General features: G+C 69.3%; 13 protein-coding genes. 2 read left to right on the plus strand and 11 right to left on the minus strand.

Translation table 11 applies throughout. The features are described from left to right. Positions 1 to 402 precede the first annotated feature (402 nt). The 11 genes from HUT18_RS08595 to HUT18_RS08645 all read right to left on the minus strand — a co-directional run bounded on the left by HUT18_RS08595 (position 403) and on the right by HUT18_RS08645 (position 16,477). Positions 403 to 2,388 (minus strand): TIGR03960 family B12-binding radical SAM protein, encoded by a 1,986-nt coding sequence (locus HUT18_RS08595; protein ID WP_176099246.1) that lies wholly within the window; start codon positions 2,386 to 2,388, stop codon positions 403 to 405. Between the two features lie 147 nt (positions 2,389 to 2,535). Beyond that, the gene (locus HUT18_RS08600) at positions 2,536 to 4,089 is read right to left on the minus strand and encodes a CYTH and CHAD domain-containing protein (RefSeq protein ID WP_176099247.1); all 1,554 of its coding nucleotides are present in this window, start codon (positions 4,087 to 4,089) and stop codon (positions 2,536 to 2,538) included. 372 nt (positions 4,090 to 4,461) lie between these two features. Further along, complete coding sequence (gene rodA, locus HUT18_RS08605) at positions 4,462 to 5,661, minus strand: rod shape-determining protein RodA (RefSeq protein WP_176099249.1); 1,200 nt, start codon at positions 5,659 to 5,661, stop codon at positions 4,462 to 4,464. Then, positions 5,661 to 7,829, minus strand: coding sequence for a penicillin-binding protein 2 (gene mrdA, locus HUT18_RS08610; protein WP_176099251.1), 2,169 nt, complete (start codon positions 7,827 to 7,829; stop codon positions 5,661 to 5,663). The genes rodA and mrdA overlap by 1 nt, the downstream gene beginning before the upstream one ends. Before the next feature lie 124 nt (positions 7,830 to 7,953). Continuing rightward, on the minus strand, positions 7,954 to 8,631 hold the full coding sequence (gene mreD, locus HUT18_RS08615; RefSeq protein ID WP_176099253.1) for a rod shape-determining protein MreD: 678 nt from the start codon (positions 8,629 to 8,631) through the stop codon (positions 7,954 to 7,956). A gap of 11 nt (positions 8,632 to 8,642) precedes the next feature. Next, the gene (gene mreC / locus HUT18_RS08620; protein ID WP_176099255.1) at positions 8,643 to 9,677 is read right to left on the minus strand and encodes a rod shape-determining protein MreC; all 1,035 of its coding nucleotides are present in this window, start codon (positions 9,675 to 9,677) and stop codon (positions 8,643 to 8,645) included. Positions 9,678 to 9,823: 146 nt separating this feature from the next. Next, positions 9,824 to 10,843 carry a rod shape-determining protein gene (locus tag HUT18_RS08625; RefSeq protein ID WP_176104372.1) on the minus strand — a complete coding sequence of 340 codons (1,020 nt, stop codon included), beginning with the start codon at positions 10,841 to 10,843 and terminating at the stop codon, positions 9,824 to 9,826. A gap of 436 nt (positions 10,844 to 11,279) precedes the next feature. Further along, a complete protein-coding gene (gene ndk, locus HUT18_RS08630) occupies positions 11,280 to 11,693 on the minus strand; it encodes a nucleoside-diphosphate kinase (protein WP_176099257.1) in 414 nt (137 codons plus the stop codon). Positions 11,694 to 11,776: 83 nt separating this feature from the next. Further along, on the minus strand, positions 11,777 to 12,145 hold the full coding sequence (locus HUT18_RS08635) for a DUF4233 domain-containing protein (protein ID WP_176099258.1): 369 nt from the start codon (positions 12,143 to 12,145) through the stop codon (positions 11,777 to 11,779). A gap of 2 nt (positions 12,146 to 12,147) precedes the next feature. Next, on the minus strand, positions 12,148 to 13,608 hold the full coding sequence (locus HUT18_RS08640) for a folylpolyglutamate synthase/dihydrofolate synthase family protein (protein WP_254878951.1): 1,461 nt from the start codon (positions 13,606 to 13,608) through the stop codon (positions 12,148 to 12,150). A 244-nt stretch (positions 13,609 to 13,852) separates the two neighbouring features. Further along, a complete protein-coding gene (locus tag HUT18_RS08645) occupies positions 13,853 to 16,477 on the minus strand; it encodes a valine--tRNA ligase (protein ID WP_176099267.1) in 2,625 nt (874 codons plus the stop codon). 138 nt (positions 16,478 to 16,615) lie between these two features. Here HUT18_RS08645 and HUT18_RS08650 point away from each other — a divergent pair, with 138 nt between their 5' ends. Next, entirely contained in the window at positions 16,616 to 17,620 is a 1,005-nt protein-coding gene (locus HUT18_RS08650) for a hypothetical protein (RefSeq protein WP_176099268.1), read from the plus strand. Positions 17,621 to 17,794: 174 nt separating this feature from the next. Next, entirely contained in the window at positions 17,795 to 18,403 is a 609-nt protein-coding gene (locus HUT18_RS08655) for a Uma2 family endonuclease (RefSeq protein WP_176099270.1), read from the plus strand. The last annotated feature ends 47 nt before the right edge of the window (positions 18,404 to 18,450 follow it).

The following is an 18,450-nucleotide window of genomic DNA, read 5'->3' on the forward strand; positions in this document are numbered from 1 at the left end:
CACGGGCCACTCTCGTGTTTGAGGGTTCCCACGCCACCCCCGGCAGCCGACGGACTGGCCTCGCTTCCGCCTCCCTGACGGCTGTTGATCTGCGTATGGGTTGTGCGCCGCTCGACAGCCTGTGCCTTGAGCTGTTCCCACTCGTCCCACGCCACGTGTGTCCCCCTGCCCCCGGGGCGTCGCCCGGATAAGCGCACCGGCACGTCCGTTGTACTCGCTGAGGATACCGATGCAGACGCTACAGAACGGAGGCGCTGCCTCACATCCGCGTAATCACTCGGGCAATACGAGTATCCGACCTGGGAACCCGCCGTCCTGCCGGGCACCGGCTGCCCCGGCACATGACGTGCTCCACACTGCGGGAGTCCGCGGTCAGCCACCGCATCTCCCCCGCGCCACCCGCTACTTGACCACCGTCAACGGCAACAACTTCTTCCCCGTAGGCCCGACCTGGATCTCCGTCTGCATCGCCGGGCAGACGCCGCAGTCGAAGCAGGGCGTCCAGCGGCAGTCGTCGACCTCGGTTTCGTCGAGGGAGTCCTGCCAGTCCTCCCAGAGCCAGTCCTTGTCGAGGCCGGAGTCCAGGTGGTCCCAGGGCAGGACCTCTTCGTAGGAGCGCTCGCGGGTGGTGTACCAGTCGACGTCCACGCCGTACTCGGGGAGGGTCTCCTCGGCGCAGCGCATCCAGCGGGCGTACGAGAAGTGTTCGCGCCAGCCGTCGAAGCGGCCGCCGTCCTCGTAGACGGCGCGGATGACGGAGCCGATGCGGCGGTCGCCGCGGGAGAGCAGGCCCTCGACGATGCCGGGCTTGCCGTCGTGGTAGCGGAAGCCGATGGAGCGGCCGTACTTCTTGTCGCCGCGGATCTTGTCGCGGAGCTTCTCCAGGCGGGCGTCGGTCTCCTCGGCGGAGAGCTGGGGCGCCCACTGGAAGGGGGTGTGCGGCTTGGGGACGAAGCCGCCGATGGAGACGGTGCAGCGGATGTCGTTGGAGTTCGAGACCTCGCGGCCCTTGGCGATGACGTTGGCCGCCATGTCGGCGATCTGGAGCACGTCGTCGTCGGTCTCGGTGGGCAGGCCGCACATGAAGTACAGCTTCACCTGGCGCCAGCCGTTGCCGTAGGCGGTGGCGACGGTGCGGATCAGGTCCTCCTCCGAGACCATCTTGTTGATGACCTTGCGCATCCGCTCGGAGCCGCCCTCGGGCGCGAAGGTGAGACCGGAGCGACGGCCGTTGCGGGTCAGCTCGTTGGCCAGGTCGACGTTGAAGGCGTCGACGCGGGTGGAGGGCAGCGAGAGGCCGATCTTGTCCTCGGTGTAGCGGTCCGCGAGGCCCTTGGCGATCTCGCCGATCTCGGTGTGGTCGGCGGAGGACAGCGAGAGCAGGCCGACCTCCTCGAAGCCGGTCGCCTTGAGGCCCTTGTCGACCATCTCGCCGATGCCGGTGATGGAGCGCTCGCGCACCGGGCGGGTGATCATTCCGGCCTGGCAGAACCGGCAGCCGCGGGTGCAGCCGCGGAAGATCTCCACGGACATCCGCTCGTGCACGGTCTCGGCCAGCGGCACCAGCGGCTGCTTCGGGTAGGGCCACTCGTCGAGGTCCATCACGGTGTGCTTGGAAACCCGCCACGGCACACCGGACTTGTTCGGTACGACGCGTCCGATACGGCCGTCCGGCAGGTACTCGACGTCGTAGAAGCCGGGCACGTACACGCCGCCGGTCTTCGCGAGCCGGAACAGGAGTTCCTCGCGGCCGCCGGGGCGGCCCTCGGCCTTCCACGCGCGGACGATGTCGGTGATCTCCAGGACGGCCTGTTCGCCGTCGCCGATGACCGCGCAGTCGATGAAGTCCGCGATCGGCTCCGGGTTGAACGCGGCGTGGCCGCCCGCGACCACCACCGGGTCGTCGATGCCGCGGTCCTTGGCCGCGAGCGGAATGCCCGCGAGGTCGAGCGCGGCGAGCATGTTGGTGTAGCCGAGCTCGGTGGAGAAGGAGAGCCCGAAGACGTCGAAGGCGCGTACCGGGCGGTGGGAGTCCACGGTGAACTGCGGCACGTCGTGCTTGCGCATCAGTTCTTCGAGGTCCGGCCAGACGCTGTAGGTGCGCTCGGCGAGCACGCCCTCGCGCTCGTTGAGGACCTCGTAGAGGATCATGACGCCCTGGTTGGGCAGGCCGACCTCGTAGGCGTCCGGGTACATCAACGCCCAGCGGACGTCGCAGGACTCCCACGGCTTGACCGTGGAGTTGAGTTCGCCGCCGACGTACTGGATCGGCTTCTGCACATGCGGCAGCAGGGCTTCGAGCTGCGGGAACACGGAGGCAGCCGGGACCGCTTCCACCCCGTCTGCTGCCTCGACTGCTGCGACTGCTTCCACTGCTTCGGCGGACATACCGGGAAACCTTCGTGAGCTGGCATGGGACTCCCCGGCGCCTGGCACGGGGACGGGACAACCCGTGGAACCGCCACGGGTGACCCTCAAGACTAGCGCGGCCGCGCGGGCCCCGAGGACGGCCGCCTGTCCGTCACCGGGGCGCCGTCACTTCGCGTGCCTGAACCGTTTCCCACTGTGCGCGACCCGGGAACGGGCTCCCGGGACGGCCGCCTCGCATGCGGCGGCGGCACATTCCTCTCGACCGTAGAGCAGCCCGTATGTGAAGTCGCTCTCGCCCGAGGTGAAGGCCTCCGCGGAGAGTTCCCGCAGGGCTTCGCGGGCGACCACGCCGTCCTGGTGCTCACCGAGGAGCTTCTGGAGCCGCTTGAGATCCTTGACGAGCCGTTTCGCCCGGGAGCCGAGCAGGGGCGCGGAGACCTCCGCCGCGTACCGTGCGCGCTTGGCCTTCTTCCGGGCCTCGTGCAGGGCGGTGTCCCGCTCGGGTCCCGCCTCGGCGACGTCTGCCGCCGCGTCGAGGCGTTTGCTCAGCCGGTCGAGCTCGCCGCGGACCGCCCTGTGGACGGGTTTACGGGCCTTGGCACGGGCGGCGGAGCGCAGCGGGGGTGCGGCGAGAAGCGCGTCGAGCCGGTCGAGGAGTGCCAGGTAGCGGTCGCTGTCCAGGGTTTCGGCGACGATGCCGCGCGAGCCGCCGCGACGCCCGGCCAGCCATCCCTCGATCCGCTGCGACACCGGGCCCTCGACCAGTGCGGGATCCACCTCGCCCAGGTGCGAGCCGAGCCGTTCGCCCAGGACCTCCAGGTCCCGGTCCACACCCAGCTCACCGGCCAGCCACTTCAGCTCGGCGCCCAGCGGATCGGTCACCTCACGGTCAAGGACGTTCGCGTACGAGCGCAGGGCGCTGCGCAGCCGCCGGGTGGCCACCCGCATCCGGTGGACGGAGTCGGGCAGTTCACGGCGGACGGCGGGGTCGAGTCCGAGCAGGGTGTCGCGCTGGGAGCGGAGGTAGTCCAGGACGTACGCGCCTGCCGAACCGGGCGGCACCGCCTCATCCGCAGGCGGCGTCGCCGTCGTCGCGACGGGCCCGGTGCGCTCCAGGGCGGCGGCGAGTTTCGAGGGGGCCGCCGAGCGGCGCAGCCCCGACTTGCGGAGCCGTTTGTCGACCTTGTCGAGGAGGGCGACCGGGGCGCCGTCGGCGAGTTCGACCTCGGCCTCGGTCCAGTCGGCGCCGCGTCCATCGAAGCGTTCGGCATGCACCCGGTCGACGACGGCCTCGGCGAGCAGGGTGCCCTTCTTGTCCAGGAGGTGGTGCACCTCGCGCCGGGACGCCAGCAGAACCCGTGGCTCGAGTACCGACCCGCGCGTGAACGCCCGTACCAGCGCGCTCAGTTCGTCGGGGATCTCGGGCCCGAGCGGGACCCGGATCTCCTCGCGCACGTCCGCGGCCACCGGGATCTTCAGATGCCAGCCCTCGTCCTCGCCCCCGGTTCGGCGGCGCAGGGTGATGCCCGCCGCGTGCAGCCGCTGGTCGACGGTGTCGTAGTAGACGGCGTCGAGTTCCCTCACGCCCCGCTCCAGGACGCTGGCCACCGCGCCGACACCGGTCAGCGCGGGCAGTACGACCTCGTCCGTCCCGGGCGCCGCCTCGTACTTCCGCTCGATCTCCTGCTTCCGCTCGATCTCCTGCTTGGAGTGCGCCATATACCGAATCTAGTCGGAAGGGGCGTATCTCGGCAGACCTCGGCAGACTTCGCCAGGCCTCCGTACACCCCCGGTGAGAACCGAGGGATCTCGCGGCGGTGGCGGTCGCGACCGTCGTGGCGGCGGGCGGGGGCACGGCGGACGGTCAGGGCTCGACGGCATACGGGACCGTGGCACTGGTCCAGGAGGGTCTGTGCCGCACCGAGCGCGGGCGCGCGGCCTTCGGGGGGCTGGGCCCCGGCGGAGGGCGGGCAGAACGCGTCCGGGGCACAGCAGGGTGAGGGGCAGGGCTCTTCGTGGACCAAACGACCGAGGCCCTGCGCGGCACTTGAGAGAAAGCGCCGGGCAGGGCCCACCGAGAGCGGCCGCGATCTAGGCCGACAGAGGCTTCTGCACCCTGATCGACTGCAACAGCCCTATGGCGATCCACACCGCGAACATCGAGGAACCGCCGTAGGAGACGAACGGCAGCGGAAGTCCGGCGACCGGCATGATGCCGAGCGTCATGCCGATGTTCTCGAAGGACTGGAAGGCAAACCAGGCGATGATCCCGGCGGCCACGATGGTCCCGTACAGCTCGGTGGTCTCCCGGGCGATACGGCAGGCCCGCCACAGCACCACACCGAGCAGCAGCAGGATCGCGCCCGCGCCCACGAAGCCGAGTTCCTCACCGGCCACCGTGAACACGAAGTCGGTCTGCTGCTCGGGCACGAACTGCCCGGTGGTCTGCGAACCGTGGAACAGGCCGGTGCCGGTGAGTCCGCCGGAGCCGATCGCGATCCGCGCCTGGTTGGTGTTGTAGCCGACGCCCGCCGGGTCCAGCTCCGGGTTGGCGAAGGCCGCGAAGCGGTTGATCTGGTACTCGTCGAGCACACCGAGCTGCCAGACGAGCAGCGCCCCCGCCGCACCGGCACTGATCAGCCCGAGCACCCACCGGTTGGAAGCGCCGGAGGCGAGCAGCACGCCGAGCACGATCAGGACCATCACCATGACCGAACCGAGGTCCGGCATCAGCATCACGATCAGGATCGGCACCGCGGCGAGCCCCAGCGCCTGGAGCACCGTGCGGTGGTCCGGATGCTCACGGTCGCCCGCGTCGACCCGGGCCGCGAGCAGCATCGCCATGCCGAGGATGATCGTGATCTTGCAGAACTCCGAGGGCTGCAGGGAGAACCCGGCCGGGAACACCAGCCAGGCGTGCGCGCCGTTGATGGTGGCGCCGAGCGGTGTCAGCACCAGCAGGATCAGGAAGAGCGAGATGCCGTACAGGATCGGCACCACCGTGCGCAGCCCCCGGTGGCCGAGCCACACCGTGCCGACCATCAGCGCGAGACCGATCCCGGTGTTCAGCAGGTGCCGGAACAGGAAGTAGTACGGGTCGCCCTGGTTCAGCTCGGTGCGGTTGCGGGTGGCCGAGTAGACCAGCGCCGTGCCGATCATCGAGAGCGCGAGCGCCGCGAGCAGCATTGGCCAGTCCAGCCTGCGCAGCGGCGAGTCACGGGCGAGCAGCCGCGCGACGGTCGAGCGCTCCGGACCGTAGCCGGGTACCGAGAATCCGTTCGCGCCCGCCATCAGTCCCGCCTCCCGAAGCCGGGCCCGCCGAGCACCGCGGCCAGTTCCTGCTGCTCGGCCGGGTCCTTGGGCTTCTTCTTGCCCGGATACGGCGTGATCTTCGGGGCGTCGATGGTGCCGTCGGGCTGGACCTTGGGCAGTCCGGTCTGCGGCTTGGGCAGCAGGGCCTTCTCGCCGCCGAGCCCGTAGAGCGCGTCGTAGATCTTGCGCACCGCGGGGCCGGAGGCGCCGGAGCCGGTACCACCCTGGGAGATGGTCATGACCACCGAGTAGTCCTTGGTGTAGGTCGCGAACCACGAGGTGGTCTGCTTGCCGTAGACCTCGGCGGTACCGGTCTTGGCGTGCATCGGAATCTTGTCCTGCGGCCAGCCGCCGAAGCGCCAGGCGGCCGTACCCCGGGTCGCCACACCCGCCAGTGCTTCGTCTATCTCGTCGCGGGTCTTCTTGGTGAACGGCAGCTTCCCGTGCGCCTTGGGCTCGATCTCCCGCACGGTCTTGCCGTCCGGGCTGACCACGGCCTTGCCGACGCTCGGGTCGTAGAGGGTGCCGCCGTTGGCGATCCCGGCGTAGATGGTCGCCATCTGGATCGGGGTGACGAGGGTGTCGCCCTGGCCGATGGAGTAGTTGACGGAGTCACCGGCGCGCATCTTCATACCTTCGAGGCAGTTCTCGTAGGCGATCTTCTGCGCGTAGCTGCCGTCCTTCTTGCCGGTACGGCACCAGGCGTCCTTGTTGACCTCGTAGTAGTCCTTCTTCCACTGGCGGTCGGGGACCCGGCCGGTGACCTCGTTGGGCAGGTCGATACCGGTCTCCTTGCCGAGGCCGAACTGGTGCGCCGTCTTGTAGAACCAGTCCTTGGCGTTCTTCTTGGGCTTGTTGCCGCCGTCCTTCTTCCACTGGTCGTGGGCCAGCGCGTAGAAGACGGTGTCGCAGGAGACCTCCAGGGCGCGCCCGAGGTCGATGGAGCCGTGGTTCTGCTGCTCGAAGTTCTTGAAGACCTGGCCGCCGATCGAGTACGAACTGGAGCAGTTGTAGCGGTCCTTGAAGCCGTAGCCCGCGTTGACCGCGGCGGCCGTGGGGATCACCTTGAAGATCGAGCCGGGGGCCGCCTGCCCCTGGATGGCGCGGTTGAGCAGCGGGTAGTTGGACTTCTTGCCGGTGAGCTTCGCGTAGTCCTTGGCGTCGATGCCGCCCACCCAGGCGTTGGGGTCGTAGTCCGGGTTGGAGGCCATGGCCACCACGCGGCCGGTCTTGGACTCCATGACGACGACGGCGCCCGCGTCGGCCTTGTAGTTGGTGCCGGTGTTGCGGTCGTGCTGCTTGCGGGCTTCCTTCATCGCCTCGTTGAGCTCGTACTCGGCGACCCGCTGCACCCGGGCGTCGATGCTGGTGACCAGGTTGGCGCCGGGCTCCGCCTTGTCGTTCTGCGCCTCGCCGATGACCCGGCCGAGGTTGTCCACCTCGTAGCGGGTGACGCCGGCCTTGCCGCGCAGCTCCTTGTCGTACTGCCGCTCCAGACCGCTGCGTCCGACCATGTCCGAGCGCAGGAACGGGGAGTCGCTGTCCTCGGCCTTCTTGATCTCCTCGTCGGTGACCGGCGAGAGGTAGCCGAGCACCTGGGACGTGCTGGACTTGCCGGGCGCCGGGTAGCGCCGTACCGCGGTCGGCTCCGCGGTGATGCCGGGGAAGTCCTCGGCGCGCTCACGGATCTGCAGCGCCTGCTTGCTGGTGGCCTCGTCGGTGATCGGGATCGGCTGGTACGGGGAGCCGTTCCAGCACGGCTTGGGCGTCTTCGCGTCGCACAGCCGGACCTTCTCCATGACCGACTTGGTGGGCATGCCGAGGATCTGGGCGAGCTTGGTCAGTACGGCCTCGCCGTCGTCGGGCATCTTCATCAGCTTGGTGCGCGAGGCCGAGACCACGAGCCGGGTCTCGTTGTCGGCGAGCGGCACGCCGCGCGCGTCCAGGATCTCCCCGCGTACGGCGGGCTGCACGACCTGCTGTACGTGGTTGCCGGAGGCCTCGGCGGCGTACTCGTCGCCGTTGCGGACCTGGAGGTACCACAGGCGTCCGCCGAGGGTCAACAGCAGCGAGACGACCAGGATCTGGATGATGACGAGCCGGATCTGCACGCGCGGCGTGCGTCCGGTCTCCGGGATGTTGGTCATGAGCGGGGTCCACTCCCCGGCAGGTTCGTGGACGACGGGCGGTGCGTCACGGCTGCCTCCCCTCAGTCGGTGCGGCGGTTGGTCAGATCACGAGTCCTCGCAGCCTTGTGACCCGGACAGGTCCTCACAGCCTCTTGACCCCCTTGATGCGACCGGCGCGGGCGGCCCTGGAGCGGGCGGCGCGGGCCTTCAGGGCGCCCCGCTGGCTGCCGATGCGCAGCCCGGTGCCCGAGGAGATCCAGCCCGCGGCGACGTCCTTGGTACGGCCGGAGCCGGTGCCGCTGTTCTCGGCGACGGGGTCGTGCTCGGTGCGCCGGGCGAGGGCGATGATCCCGGGCACCGTGAACGGCGCGAGGAGCAGGTCGTACAGCGCGGCCGTGAACAGCAGGCTGCCGAGGTTGACATGGCGGGCGGCGTCGTCGCCGACCAGCGCGCCCACCATCGCGTACAGCAGGGTCGAGCCGATCGCGGCGGCGACGACCACGGCCATCGGGCCGAGGGCGGAGCGCAGTTGGCCCTTGTCGGGCTTGAACAGGCCCGCCACATAGCCGATCACGCACAGCACCAGCGCGTAGCGGCCGGCGGCGTGGTCGGCGGGCGGGGCGATGTCGGAGAGCAGCCCGGCGCCGAAGCCGATCAGGGCACCGGCCGTGTGGCCGTACACCAGGGCGAGGCCGAGGACGGTGAGCAGCACCAGATCGGGTACGGCGCCCGGCAGTTGGAGCCGGGCGAGCACGCTGACCTGGATCATCAGGGCGAGCACGACAAGGACGGTGGACAGGAGCACTCGGTTGACACGCACGGTTGACGCTCCTACTCGTCTTGCTCGGCCGGGTCTGCGGTCTGACCGGCCTGTTGCTCCGGATCCACGGGCAGTCCCTCTTCCTGGCCGGGCTGCGCCTCCTGCCCGTCCTCGCCGCCGGGCCCGTCCGGGTCCTCGGCTCCGGGGGTGGCCGTGACGGTCACCGTCGGCGTGGGCTCGGCCTTGGGCTTGGGCGGCAGCACGGTGTCCCGCGGATCGGTGCGGGGCGCGGTGACGACGACGCCCACGACATCGAGACGGGAGAAACCGGCGAAGGGTTCCACGTACACGGTCCGGGTGAGGTCACCGCCCGAGGGGTCGATACGGGTGATCCTGCCGACCGGCACACCCGGCACGAACGGCTTGTCGCCCTGCGAGCCGAAGGTGACCATCCGGTCGCCCTTCTTCACCTTGGCCTTGGAGTTGAGCAGCTGTACCCGCATCGGGCCGTTGCCGCCGCCGGAGGCGAAGCCGAGCTCGTCGGTCTTCTCCAGGCGGGTGCCGACGGTGAAGTCCGGGTCGGTGGCGAGCAGTACGGTCGCGGTGCCCGGGCCGACGGTGGTGACCCGGCCGACCAGACCGTCCGCGTTGAGTACGGTCATGTCGCGCTTGATGCCGTCGCGTGAACCGGCGTCGATGGTGACGGTCCAGGAGAAGCCCTGGGCCGCGCCGATCGCGATGACCTCGGCGCCCTTGATGCCGTACTGGCCCGCGCCCGCCTTCTTCAGCATGCCGTCGAGCTGGCGCACCCGGCTGCGGTTGCGGTCGTCGCTGCCGAGCCGGGCCTTCAGCGCGGCGTTCTCCCGCTCCAGTTCGGCGATGCGGTCCTCGTGGCCGCTGGAGTCCTTCACGGCGTCCACGGCGCCCGCGACCGGATCGACCGCGGAGGAGACACCGTTCTCGACCGGGCCGAAGACGGCGGCGGCGCCCCGTCGGGCTCCGTCGACCGGTGAGTCCTCGCCACCGCGGATGTCCACCGTGATCAGTGCGAACGCGATGGCGATCAGCAGCACCAGGAGCAGCCGGCTCTCTCGTGTGTCCCTCACGTGCGGCGGCCGTGCCTTCCTCGTCGGAACTTGTTGTGGCTTATGCCTCTATATCAACGATTGGCCGCCGCGTGGGACAGGGCCCCTCCCCCGTGCCCCCGCCCGGATCTCCCCGGACGGGGACGAACCCCCAGCTCGGCCGGTGCTCAGCGACGCGGCTGCGCGTCCAGCACCTGCTGCAGTGCCTCGAACTCCTCGACACACTTGCCGCTGCCGAGCGCCACGCTGTCCAGCGGCTCCTCGGCGATGTGGATCGGCATACCGGTCTCGACGCGCAGCCGCTCGTCGAGGCCGCGCAGCAGGGCGCCGCCACCGGTGAGCACGATGCCACGGTCCATCACGTCGCCGGACAGTTCCGGCGGGCACTTGTCGAGCGTCGTCTTGACCGCGTCCACAATGGCGTTGACCGGTTCCTCCATGGCCTTGCGCACCTCGGCGGCGGAGACCACGACGGTCTTCGGCAGTCCGGAGACGAGGTCACGACCGCGGATCTCGGTGTGCTCCTCTTCCTCCATCTCGTACGCCGAGCCGATCGTGATCTTGATCTGCTCGGCGGTGCGCTCACCGAGGAGGAGGGAGTACTCCTTCTTGATGTGCTGGATGATCGCGTTGTCCAACTCGTCGCCCGCGACCCGGATCGACTGGGCCGTGACGATCCCGCCGAGCGAGATGACCGCGACCTCGGTGGTGCCACCACCGATGTCCACGACCATGTTGCCGGTGGCCTCGTGCACGGGCAGGCCCGAGCCGATCGCCGCCGCCATCGGCTCTTCGATGATGTGCACCTGGCGCGCGCCGGCCTGCGAGGAGGCCTCGATGACGGCACGGCGCTCAACTCCGGTGATACCGGAGGGAACACAGACCACGACGCGCGGGCGGGCGAGATAGCGGCGTTTGTGGATCTTGAGGATGAAGTAGCGCAGCATGCGCTCGGTGATTTCGAAGTCGGCGATGACGCCGTCCTTCAGCGGACGCACGGCGACGATGTTGCCCGGAGTGCGGCCGATCATCTTCTTCGCCTCGGCGCCGACCGCGAGGATGCCACCGGTGTTGGTGTTGATCGCGACGACGGAGGGTTCGTTGAGGACGATCCCGCGGCCCCTGACGTACACCAGCGTGTTGGCGGTCCCGAGGTCGACAGCCATGTCACGGCCGATGAACGACATGTTGTTCCCCATGAGGATGCGACTGGCCTTCCCAAGTGAGCTTGCGGCTTGTCAGGACAGGCGAGGTGGGTGCTGTGAGAGTGAAGGCTTAAGGCTTACATCGTAGGCCCGCCCGCACAATCACAGCGCAAGGGTCTTCGCCATTGTCAGCAGATGCGCGGCCGCTCCGCCCAGGGGAACGAGCCATCAGGGGGACGCGTTCCCCCGATCGGGACGCCTATGCCGTACGGCGAGTGAATTTCTTCTTTGACGCAGGTCACGACCATTACACACCTGACGCGTCGTCAGAAGAAGAGTGGGGTCGCGACACGTTTTCCGGCGCGTCGCACCGCGCCCGTGCGGAAACGGACGCATTCCGGCGGGCGCCGCATTTCGCACGGCGCGCCGCCGGACAATCCGGCCGGAAAAAAACCGGACGGGGGAAATGCGGGGTACCTCAGACGAACGACGGGAAGAAAATCTTCAGCTCGCGCTCGGCCGACTCCTCCGAGTCCGAGGCGTGGATGAGGTTTTCCCGGGTGATGGTGCCGAAGTCACCGCGGATCGAACCCGGAGCGGCGGAAATCGGATCGGTGGGACCGGCCAGTTGACGCACACCCTCGATGACGCGCTCACCCTCCACGACGAGGGCGACCACGGGACCGGAGGACATGAAGTCGACCAGCGGCTCGTAGAAGGGCTTGCCGACGTGCTCCGCGTAGTGCTGCTCCAGCGTCGCCCGCTCCAGGGTGCGCAGCTCCAGTGCGCTGATCGTCCAGCCCGCCTTGCGCTCGATCCGGCCGACGATCTCGCCGACCAGGCCACGACGGACCGCATCGGGCTTGAGCAGGACGAGGGTGCGCTGGCTCACGGTGGTGCTCCTTCACTACAACGGGTGCGGAGGTCAGAGGCTACAGGGCCCCGCGGAACGGCTCGCGCGCGGCTGACCACCCGTCACGCGGACTCGGCCGCGGACTCCGCCGCGAGTTGTGCCTCGTAGGCGGCGCGCTGCTGCTTGGCCTCGTCGACCTTGCGGCCGAAGTGGATTCCGCACCACCACAGGCCACCGAAGAGGGCGCCCAGGAAGAACATCACGGGCACCACGAAGCCGCTCAGGAACAGGCCGATCTGCAGCGCCCAGCCGAGCGCGAGCCCGCCGGGTCTGGTGATCATGCCGCACAGCAGGATGCTCATCGCCATCGCGATCCCGCTGACGATCCAGACCGTCGTCTGGCTGATATCGGGTTCCTTTATCGCCACCAGAGCGGCGAAACCGATGACGAAGAACTCGCCGATCAGCGTGGAAGCACAGAGCGTACGCATTGTCAGCTCCTCCCCAGGAGCAGTCGGGCCTCGCCGACAGTGATCACGGAACCGGTCACGAGCACTCCGCCACCCGCGAACTCGCCCTCTTCCTCGGCGAGCGTGATCGCGGCCTCCAGCGCGTCGTCGAGCCGCGGCTCGACCTGCACCCGGTCCTCGCCGAAGACCTCGACGGCGAGGGCGGCCAGCGCGTCCGCGTCCAGTGCGCGGTGGGTGGAGTTCTGGGTGACGACGACCTCGGTGAGCACGGGCTCGAAGGCCTCCAGGACCCCGCGCACGTCCTTGTCACCGCTGACGCCGATCACCCCGATGAGTCTGCTGAAGTCGAAGACCTCGCCGATGCCCTCGACGGTGGCGCGGGCGCCCGCGGGGTTGTGCGCGGCGTCGAGTACGACGGTCGGCGAGCGGCGCACCACCTCGAGCCGGCCCGGCGCGGTCACCGCGGCGAAGGCGGTGCGCACGGTGTCGATGTCGAGCGGGCGCGCGTGCTGCGAGCCGATGCCGAAGAAGGCCTCCACCGCCGCGAGCGCGACCGCCGCGTTGTGTGCCTGGTACGCGCCGTGCAGCGGCAGGAAGACGTCCTCGTACTCGCCGCCGAGCCCGCGCAGCGTCAGGAGCTGGCCGCCGACCGCGGCGCTCCTGCTCGTCACGCCGAACTCCAGGCCCTCGCGGGCGACCGTGGCGTCCACCTCGACGGCCTTCTTGAGGACGACCTGGGCTGCGTCCACGGGCTGCTGGGCGAGGATGACCGTCGCGTCCTGCTTGATGATCCCGGCCTTCTCCTTGGCGATCTCGCCGGGAGTGCTGCCGAGCCGGTCGGTGTGGTCCAGGTCGATCGGGGTGAGCACCGCGACCGAGCCGTCGATGACGTTGGTGGCGTCCCAGCTGCCGCCCATGCCGACCTCGACGACGGCGACGTCCACCGGGGCGTCCGCGAAGGCCGCGTACGCCATGCCGGTCAGCACCTCGAAGAAGGACAGCCGGAAGTCCTGCTGGGTGTCGACCATTTCGACGTACGGCTGGATGTCGCGGTACGTCTCCACGAAGCGCTCCGCGTCGATGGGCGCACCGTCGAGGCTGATGCGCTCGGTGATCGACTGGACGTGCGGCGAGGTGTAGCGGCCGGTGCGCAGTTCGAAGGCGCCGAGCAGCGACTCGATCATGCGGGCGGTGGAGGTCTTGCCGTTGGTCCCGGTGATGTGGATCGAGGGGTAGCCGCGCTGCGGCTCGCCGAGTACGTCCATCAGCGCCGAGATCCTGCTGACCGAGGGCTCCAGCTTGGTCTCGCCCCAGCGGCTCGCGAGCTCCGTCTCGACCTCGCGCAGCGCCCGGTCCACCTCGGGGTCGGCCGGTCTGGTCGGCAGCCGGTCGCCCTGCGGCGGTCCGGACTGGGTGCGCAGCGTACGGCTCCCGGCCTCGATCACCGCGAGGTCGGGGTCCCTGTCGGTCTCTGCGCCGATGATCTCCTCGAACCTGGCCGAGGAGTCCTCACCGTCGTCGTCGCGGGCGCTGTCGTGCGGGGGGAGGTCACTCACGCGGACAGTCTACGGAGCGCGGATGACACTCCAGGACAGGGCGGTCCGCTACGGGGCCTCGGAGGGGCGGCGACGGGGCCGGCGGCGGAACGGCGACGGGTCCGGTGGTGCGTACGCGCGTACGCACCACCGGACCCGGCCGGACGGATGTGCGGGCCGGGGCCCGCTCCCCTCACGCCTTCGGCAGCCGCTCCAGCTGGGCCGTCAGGCGGGCGATGTCCTCCTCCGCCTTGGCCAGGCGGGTGCGGATCTTGTCCACGACGTGGTCGGGCGCCTTGGCGAGGAAGGCCTCGTTGCCCAGCTTGCCGGTGGCCTGGGCCTTCTCCTTCTCGGCCGCCGCGAGGTCCTTGGCGAGCCGCTTGCGCTCCGCCTCCACGTCGATCACTCCCGACAGGTCCAGCGCGACCTCGGCCCCGGAGACCGGCAGGGTCGCGGTGGCCGCGAAGCCCTCGCCCTCCGGCTGGAGACGCAGCAACTGCCGGATGGCGGGCTCGTGCGGGGCGAGCGCGGTGCCGTCCAGGGTCAGGCGGGCGGGCACCCGCTGACCGGGCTGCAGCCCCTGGTCGGCACGGAAGCGGCGGACCTCGGTGATGACCTCCTGGAGGACCTCGATCTCCCGCTCGGCGGCCGCGTCACGGAACCCGGAGTCGGCGGGCCAGTTCGCGATCACCACGGACTCACCGCCGGTCAGCGTGGTCCACAAGGTCTCGGTCACGAACGGCACGATCGGGTGCAGCAGCCGCAGCGTGACGTCGAGCACCTCGCCGAGCACCCGACGCGAGACGGCGGCCGCCTCGCCGCCCGCCTGGAAGGTCGTCTTGGACAGCTCGACGTACCAGTCGAAGACCTCGTCCCAGGCGAAGTGGTAGAGGGCGTCGGAGAGTTTGGCGAACTGGTAGTCCTCGTAGAGGGCGTCCACTTCGGCGACGGTCTCGTTCAGCCGCGACAGGATCCAGCGGTCGGTCGAGGAGAGCTTCTCGGCGGGCGGGAGTTCGCCCTCGACCGTCGCGCCGTTCATCAGTGCGAAGCGGGTCGCGTTCCAGATCTTGTTGGCGAAGTTGCGCGAGGCCTGGACCCAGTCCTCGCCGATCGGGACGTCCGCGCCCGGGTTGGCCCCGCGGGCCAGGGTGAACCGGACGGCGTCCGAGCCGTAGGCGTCCATCCAGTCCAGCGGGTCGACCGCGTTGGGGTTCGACTTCGACATCTTCTTGCCGAACTCGTCACGGACCAGACCGGTGAGCGCGATCGTGTGGAACGGCACCTCGCCGTCCATCGCGTACAGGCCGAACATCATCATCCGGGCGACCCAGAAGAAGATGATGTCGTGACCGGTGAGCAGGACGTCGGTCGGATAGAACTTCTCGAGGTCCGGGGTGCGCTCGGGCCAGCCCAGGGTGGAGAAGGGCCACAGGCCCGAGGAGAACCAGGTGTCGAGGACGTCCTCCTCCTGGTACCAGCCCTCGCCGCTCGGCGCCTGGTCGTCGGGGCCGACGCAGACGACCTCGCCGTCGGGGCCGTACCAGACCGGGATGCGGTGTCCCCACCACAACTGCCGCGAGATGCACCAGTCGTTGAGGTTGTCGACCCAGTCGAAGTAGCGCCGCTCCATCTCCTTGGGGTGGATGGCGACCCGGCCGTCGCGCACCGCGTCGCCCGCGGCCTTGGCCAGCGTCTCGACCTTGACCCACCACTGCAGGGACAGCCGAGGCTCGACGGTGGTCTTGCAGCGCGAGCAGTGCCCGACGGAGTGGACGTAGGGCCGCTTCTCGGAGACGACGCGGCCCTGTTCGCGCAGCGCGGCCACGATCGCCGAGCGCGCCTCGAAGCGGTCCAGACCCTGGTACGGGCCGTGCGCGGTGATGACCCCGCGCTCGTCCATGATGGTCAGCGACTCCAGGTCGTGCCGCTGGCCGATGGCGAAGTCGTTCGGGTCGTGGGCGGGCGTCACCTTGACGGCGCCGGTGCCGAACTCCGGGTCCACGTGGGTGTCCGCGACGACCGGGATGCTGCGGTTGGTCAGCGGCAGCTTGATGCGCTTGCCGATGAGGTGCGCGTAGCGCTCGTCGTCCGGGTGGACCGCGACGGCGGTGTCACCGAGCATCGTCTCGACGCGGGTGGTGGCGACGACGACCGTCTCGTCCCCCTCGCCGTACTTCAGCGAGACCAACTCGCCGTCGTCGTCCTGGTAGTCGACCTCGATGTCGGAGATCGCGGTCAGACAGCGGGGGCACCAGTTGATGATGCGCTCGGCCCGGTAGATCAGCTCGTCGTCGTAGAGCTTCTTGAAGATCGTCTGGACGGCACGGGACAGGCCCTCGTCCATGGTGAACCGCTCACGGGACCAGTCGACGCCGTCGCCGAGGCGGCGCATCTGGCCGAGGATCCGGCCGCCGTACTCCTCCTTCCACTGCCAGACGCGCTCGGTGAACTCCTCGCGCCCCAGGTCGTGGCGGGACTTGCCCTCCTCGGCGAGCTGCTGCTCGACCTTGTTCTGGGTCGCGATTCCGGCGTGGTCCATACCCGGCAGCCACAGGGACTCGTACCCCTGCATGCGCTTGCGGCGGGTCAGCGCGTCCATCAGCGTGTGCTGGAAGGCATGCCCCAGGTGCAGGCTGCCCGTGACGTTCGGCGGCGGAATGACGATCGTGTACGGAGGCTTCTCGCTCTTGGCGTCCGCCTCGAAGTAACCGCGCTCCACCCAGGTCTCGTACAGCGGCCCCTCTACCTCGGCCGGTGCGTACTGCGTCGGCAGTTCTGTGGTGGGCGCTGGCGTCTGCTGCTGAGTGTTGTCGGTCACGAGAGCCAGTTTAAAGGCGTACCCAACCAGGTTTGAAACGGGAATCTTTGGTGTGGGTCGGGCCTCCCGCTTGTCGCGCACACCTGTGTCTGCGCAAGGATGTGCGCATTGCACTGAGCACTTGGAGGGGGACCCCTGATGAGCTACAACCAGCCCGGCCCGTACGGCGGGCAGCCACAGCAGCCCGGACCGTACGGCCAGGGCGGCGGACAGCCCCCGCAGCAGCCGGGCCAGGGCCCGTACGGCCAGCCCGCCCAGCCGCCGCAGCAGCCCGGCTACGGCTACCCCCAGCAGCCCCCGCAGCAGGCCGGCGGCTACGGCTACCCCCAGCAGACCCCACCCCCGCAGCAGGGCTACGGCTACCCGCAGCAGGGCCAGGGCTTCCCGCAGCAACAGGGCTACAGCCAGCCGCCCACCTTCACGGGCGCCCCGCAGCCCGGCGGCGGCAAGAAGAAGACGGGCGTCATCATCGCCGCGGTGGCGGTGGTCGCGGCCCTGGGCGTGGGTGCGTACTTCGTGTTCGGGTCGTCGGACAGCGGCGGTGGCGAAGCGAAGGACGACGGGCCGCACAAGCTGGTGACTCCGGCCACCGTGCTCGACGGGTACCAGAAGGAGGAGGGCAGCAGCGACGACGGCCTCGACTCCGACGATACGTCCGACCTCGAGAAGGCCGGGTTCAAGGACCCCGAGAACGTGAACGCCGCCTACGAGAAGGAGGACACGGCCAACCCGCTGGCCAGCAAGTACCTCCAGTTCATCGGCGCGTACGGCAAGAGCGAGGACCCCGCGGCCGTCCTCGACGCGATGTTCGCGAAGATGAACGAGGAGGCCAAGAAGGAAGAGGGCAAGGAGAAGGTCGGCGAACTCGTCGGCAGTCCCCAGGAGTTCACCCCCGAGGGCCTGGACGGCGCACTGATGAAGTGCCAGGAGTCCAAGTTCAAGAACAACAACCCGTCGTCGAGCGACTCCCCCGGTGCGCCCAAGGAGATCAGCATGCCGATCTGCATCTGGTCCGACTACAGCACCGTGGGCATCGTGATCGCTCCCGACCTCGGCGCCGCGCTCACCGGCAAGTCCGCCGACCTCGGCGACGCCGCCGAGACCGCGGCCAAGCTGCGCAAGGAAGTCCGCGTGAAGCTGTAATCGCACCAGCAGCGGCCGAAGGGGGCGCTCCCGCGTTGTGCGAGGGCGCCCCCTTCGGCATGACCGACGCCCGGCACGACGATCACCTCAGCCCCTGACGATTACGTTGAGTGCACAACCACTCACACATCCCTATGATCGCCGCACTGGCCCATCCTGCGAGGGAGACGCATCATGTCCTTGATGCTTGAGCGACCGACGACAGACGGCACTGCCCCCCGCGAGTTCGAGGCGCTGTGCGCAGCCCTTGATGAGCTGAACGTGCCCGACGGCTACAAGGCCGAAGTCATCAGGGGGAACATCGTCATGTCGCCGTGGTCGAGGGCGTACTACCTGACCGTCATGGATCTCGTGTGCGACCGGCTACGCCCGCATCTTCCGGACGGGCACCGCATCAGTTCGTCACCCGCGCTGTACACCTTCCCCGACGTCGAGCGAGCGTACGGACCCGACATCCATGTCGCCCACGAGCGCACGCGGCGCAGCACGAGCCACCTGCTGGACGGTGAAGGCCTGTCGCTGGTCGGGGAGTTGACGTCGACCTCGACCCGGGACACCGACTGGACCGACAAGGCCGAGCACTACAGCAAGGCCGGAGTCCCGGTGTACCTCCTGCTCGACATGCAGGAGGAGAGCGCCACCGTCCTCTGGTCACCCTCGGCGAAGGGCTACGCCGCGCACTTCACGGTGCCCTTCGGCGACAAGCTCCACATCCCCGCCCCCTTCGACTGCATCCTCGACACCACCGGCTTCGAAGCACCGGCGGACAGGGAAATCGACTGACGGCCGCCAGGAACAGAGAAGGGGCGCCCGGCCAACAACCGGACGCC

Origin of the sequence: Streptomyces sp. NA04227, assembly GCF_013364195.1 — a bacterium.
Classification (GTDB): domain Bacteria; phylum Actinomycetota; class Actinomycetes; order Streptomycetales; family Streptomycetaceae; genus Streptomyces.

Bases quoted from the DNA above. Each gene is read 5' to 3' on its own strand.
- HUT18_RS08595 (WP_176099246.1), bottom strand. From the start codon at position 2,388: ATGTCCGCCGAAGCAGTGGAAGCAGTCGCAGCAGTCGAGGCAGCAGAC.
- HUT18_RS08600 (WP_176099247.1), bottom strand. From the start codon at position 4,089: ATGGCGCACTCCAAGCAGGAGATCGAGCGGAAGCAGGAGATCGAGCGG.
- rodA (WP_176099249.1), bottom strand. From the start codon at position 5,661: ATGGCGGGCGCGAACGGATTCTCGGTACCCGGCTACGGTCCGGAGCGC.
- mrdA (WP_176099251.1), bottom strand. From the start codon at position 7,829: ATGACCAACATCCCGGAGACCGGACGCACGCCGCGCGTGCAGATCCGG.
- HUT18_RS08625 (WP_176104372.1), bottom strand. From the start codon at position 10,843: ATGTCGTTCATCGGCCGTGACATGGCTGTCGACCTCGGGACCGCCAAC.
- HUT18_RS08635 (WP_176099258.1), bottom strand. From the start codon at position 12,145: ATGCGTACGCTCTGTGCTTCCACGCTGATCGGCGAGTTCTTCGTCATC.
- HUT18_RS08650 (WP_176099268.1), top strand. From the start codon at position 16,616: ATGAGCTACAACCAGCCCGGCCCGTACGGCGGGCAGCCACAGCAGCCC.
- HUT18_RS08655 (WP_176099270.1), top strand. From the start codon at position 17,795: ATGTCCTTGATGCTTGAGCGACCGACGACAGACGGCACTGCCCCCCGC.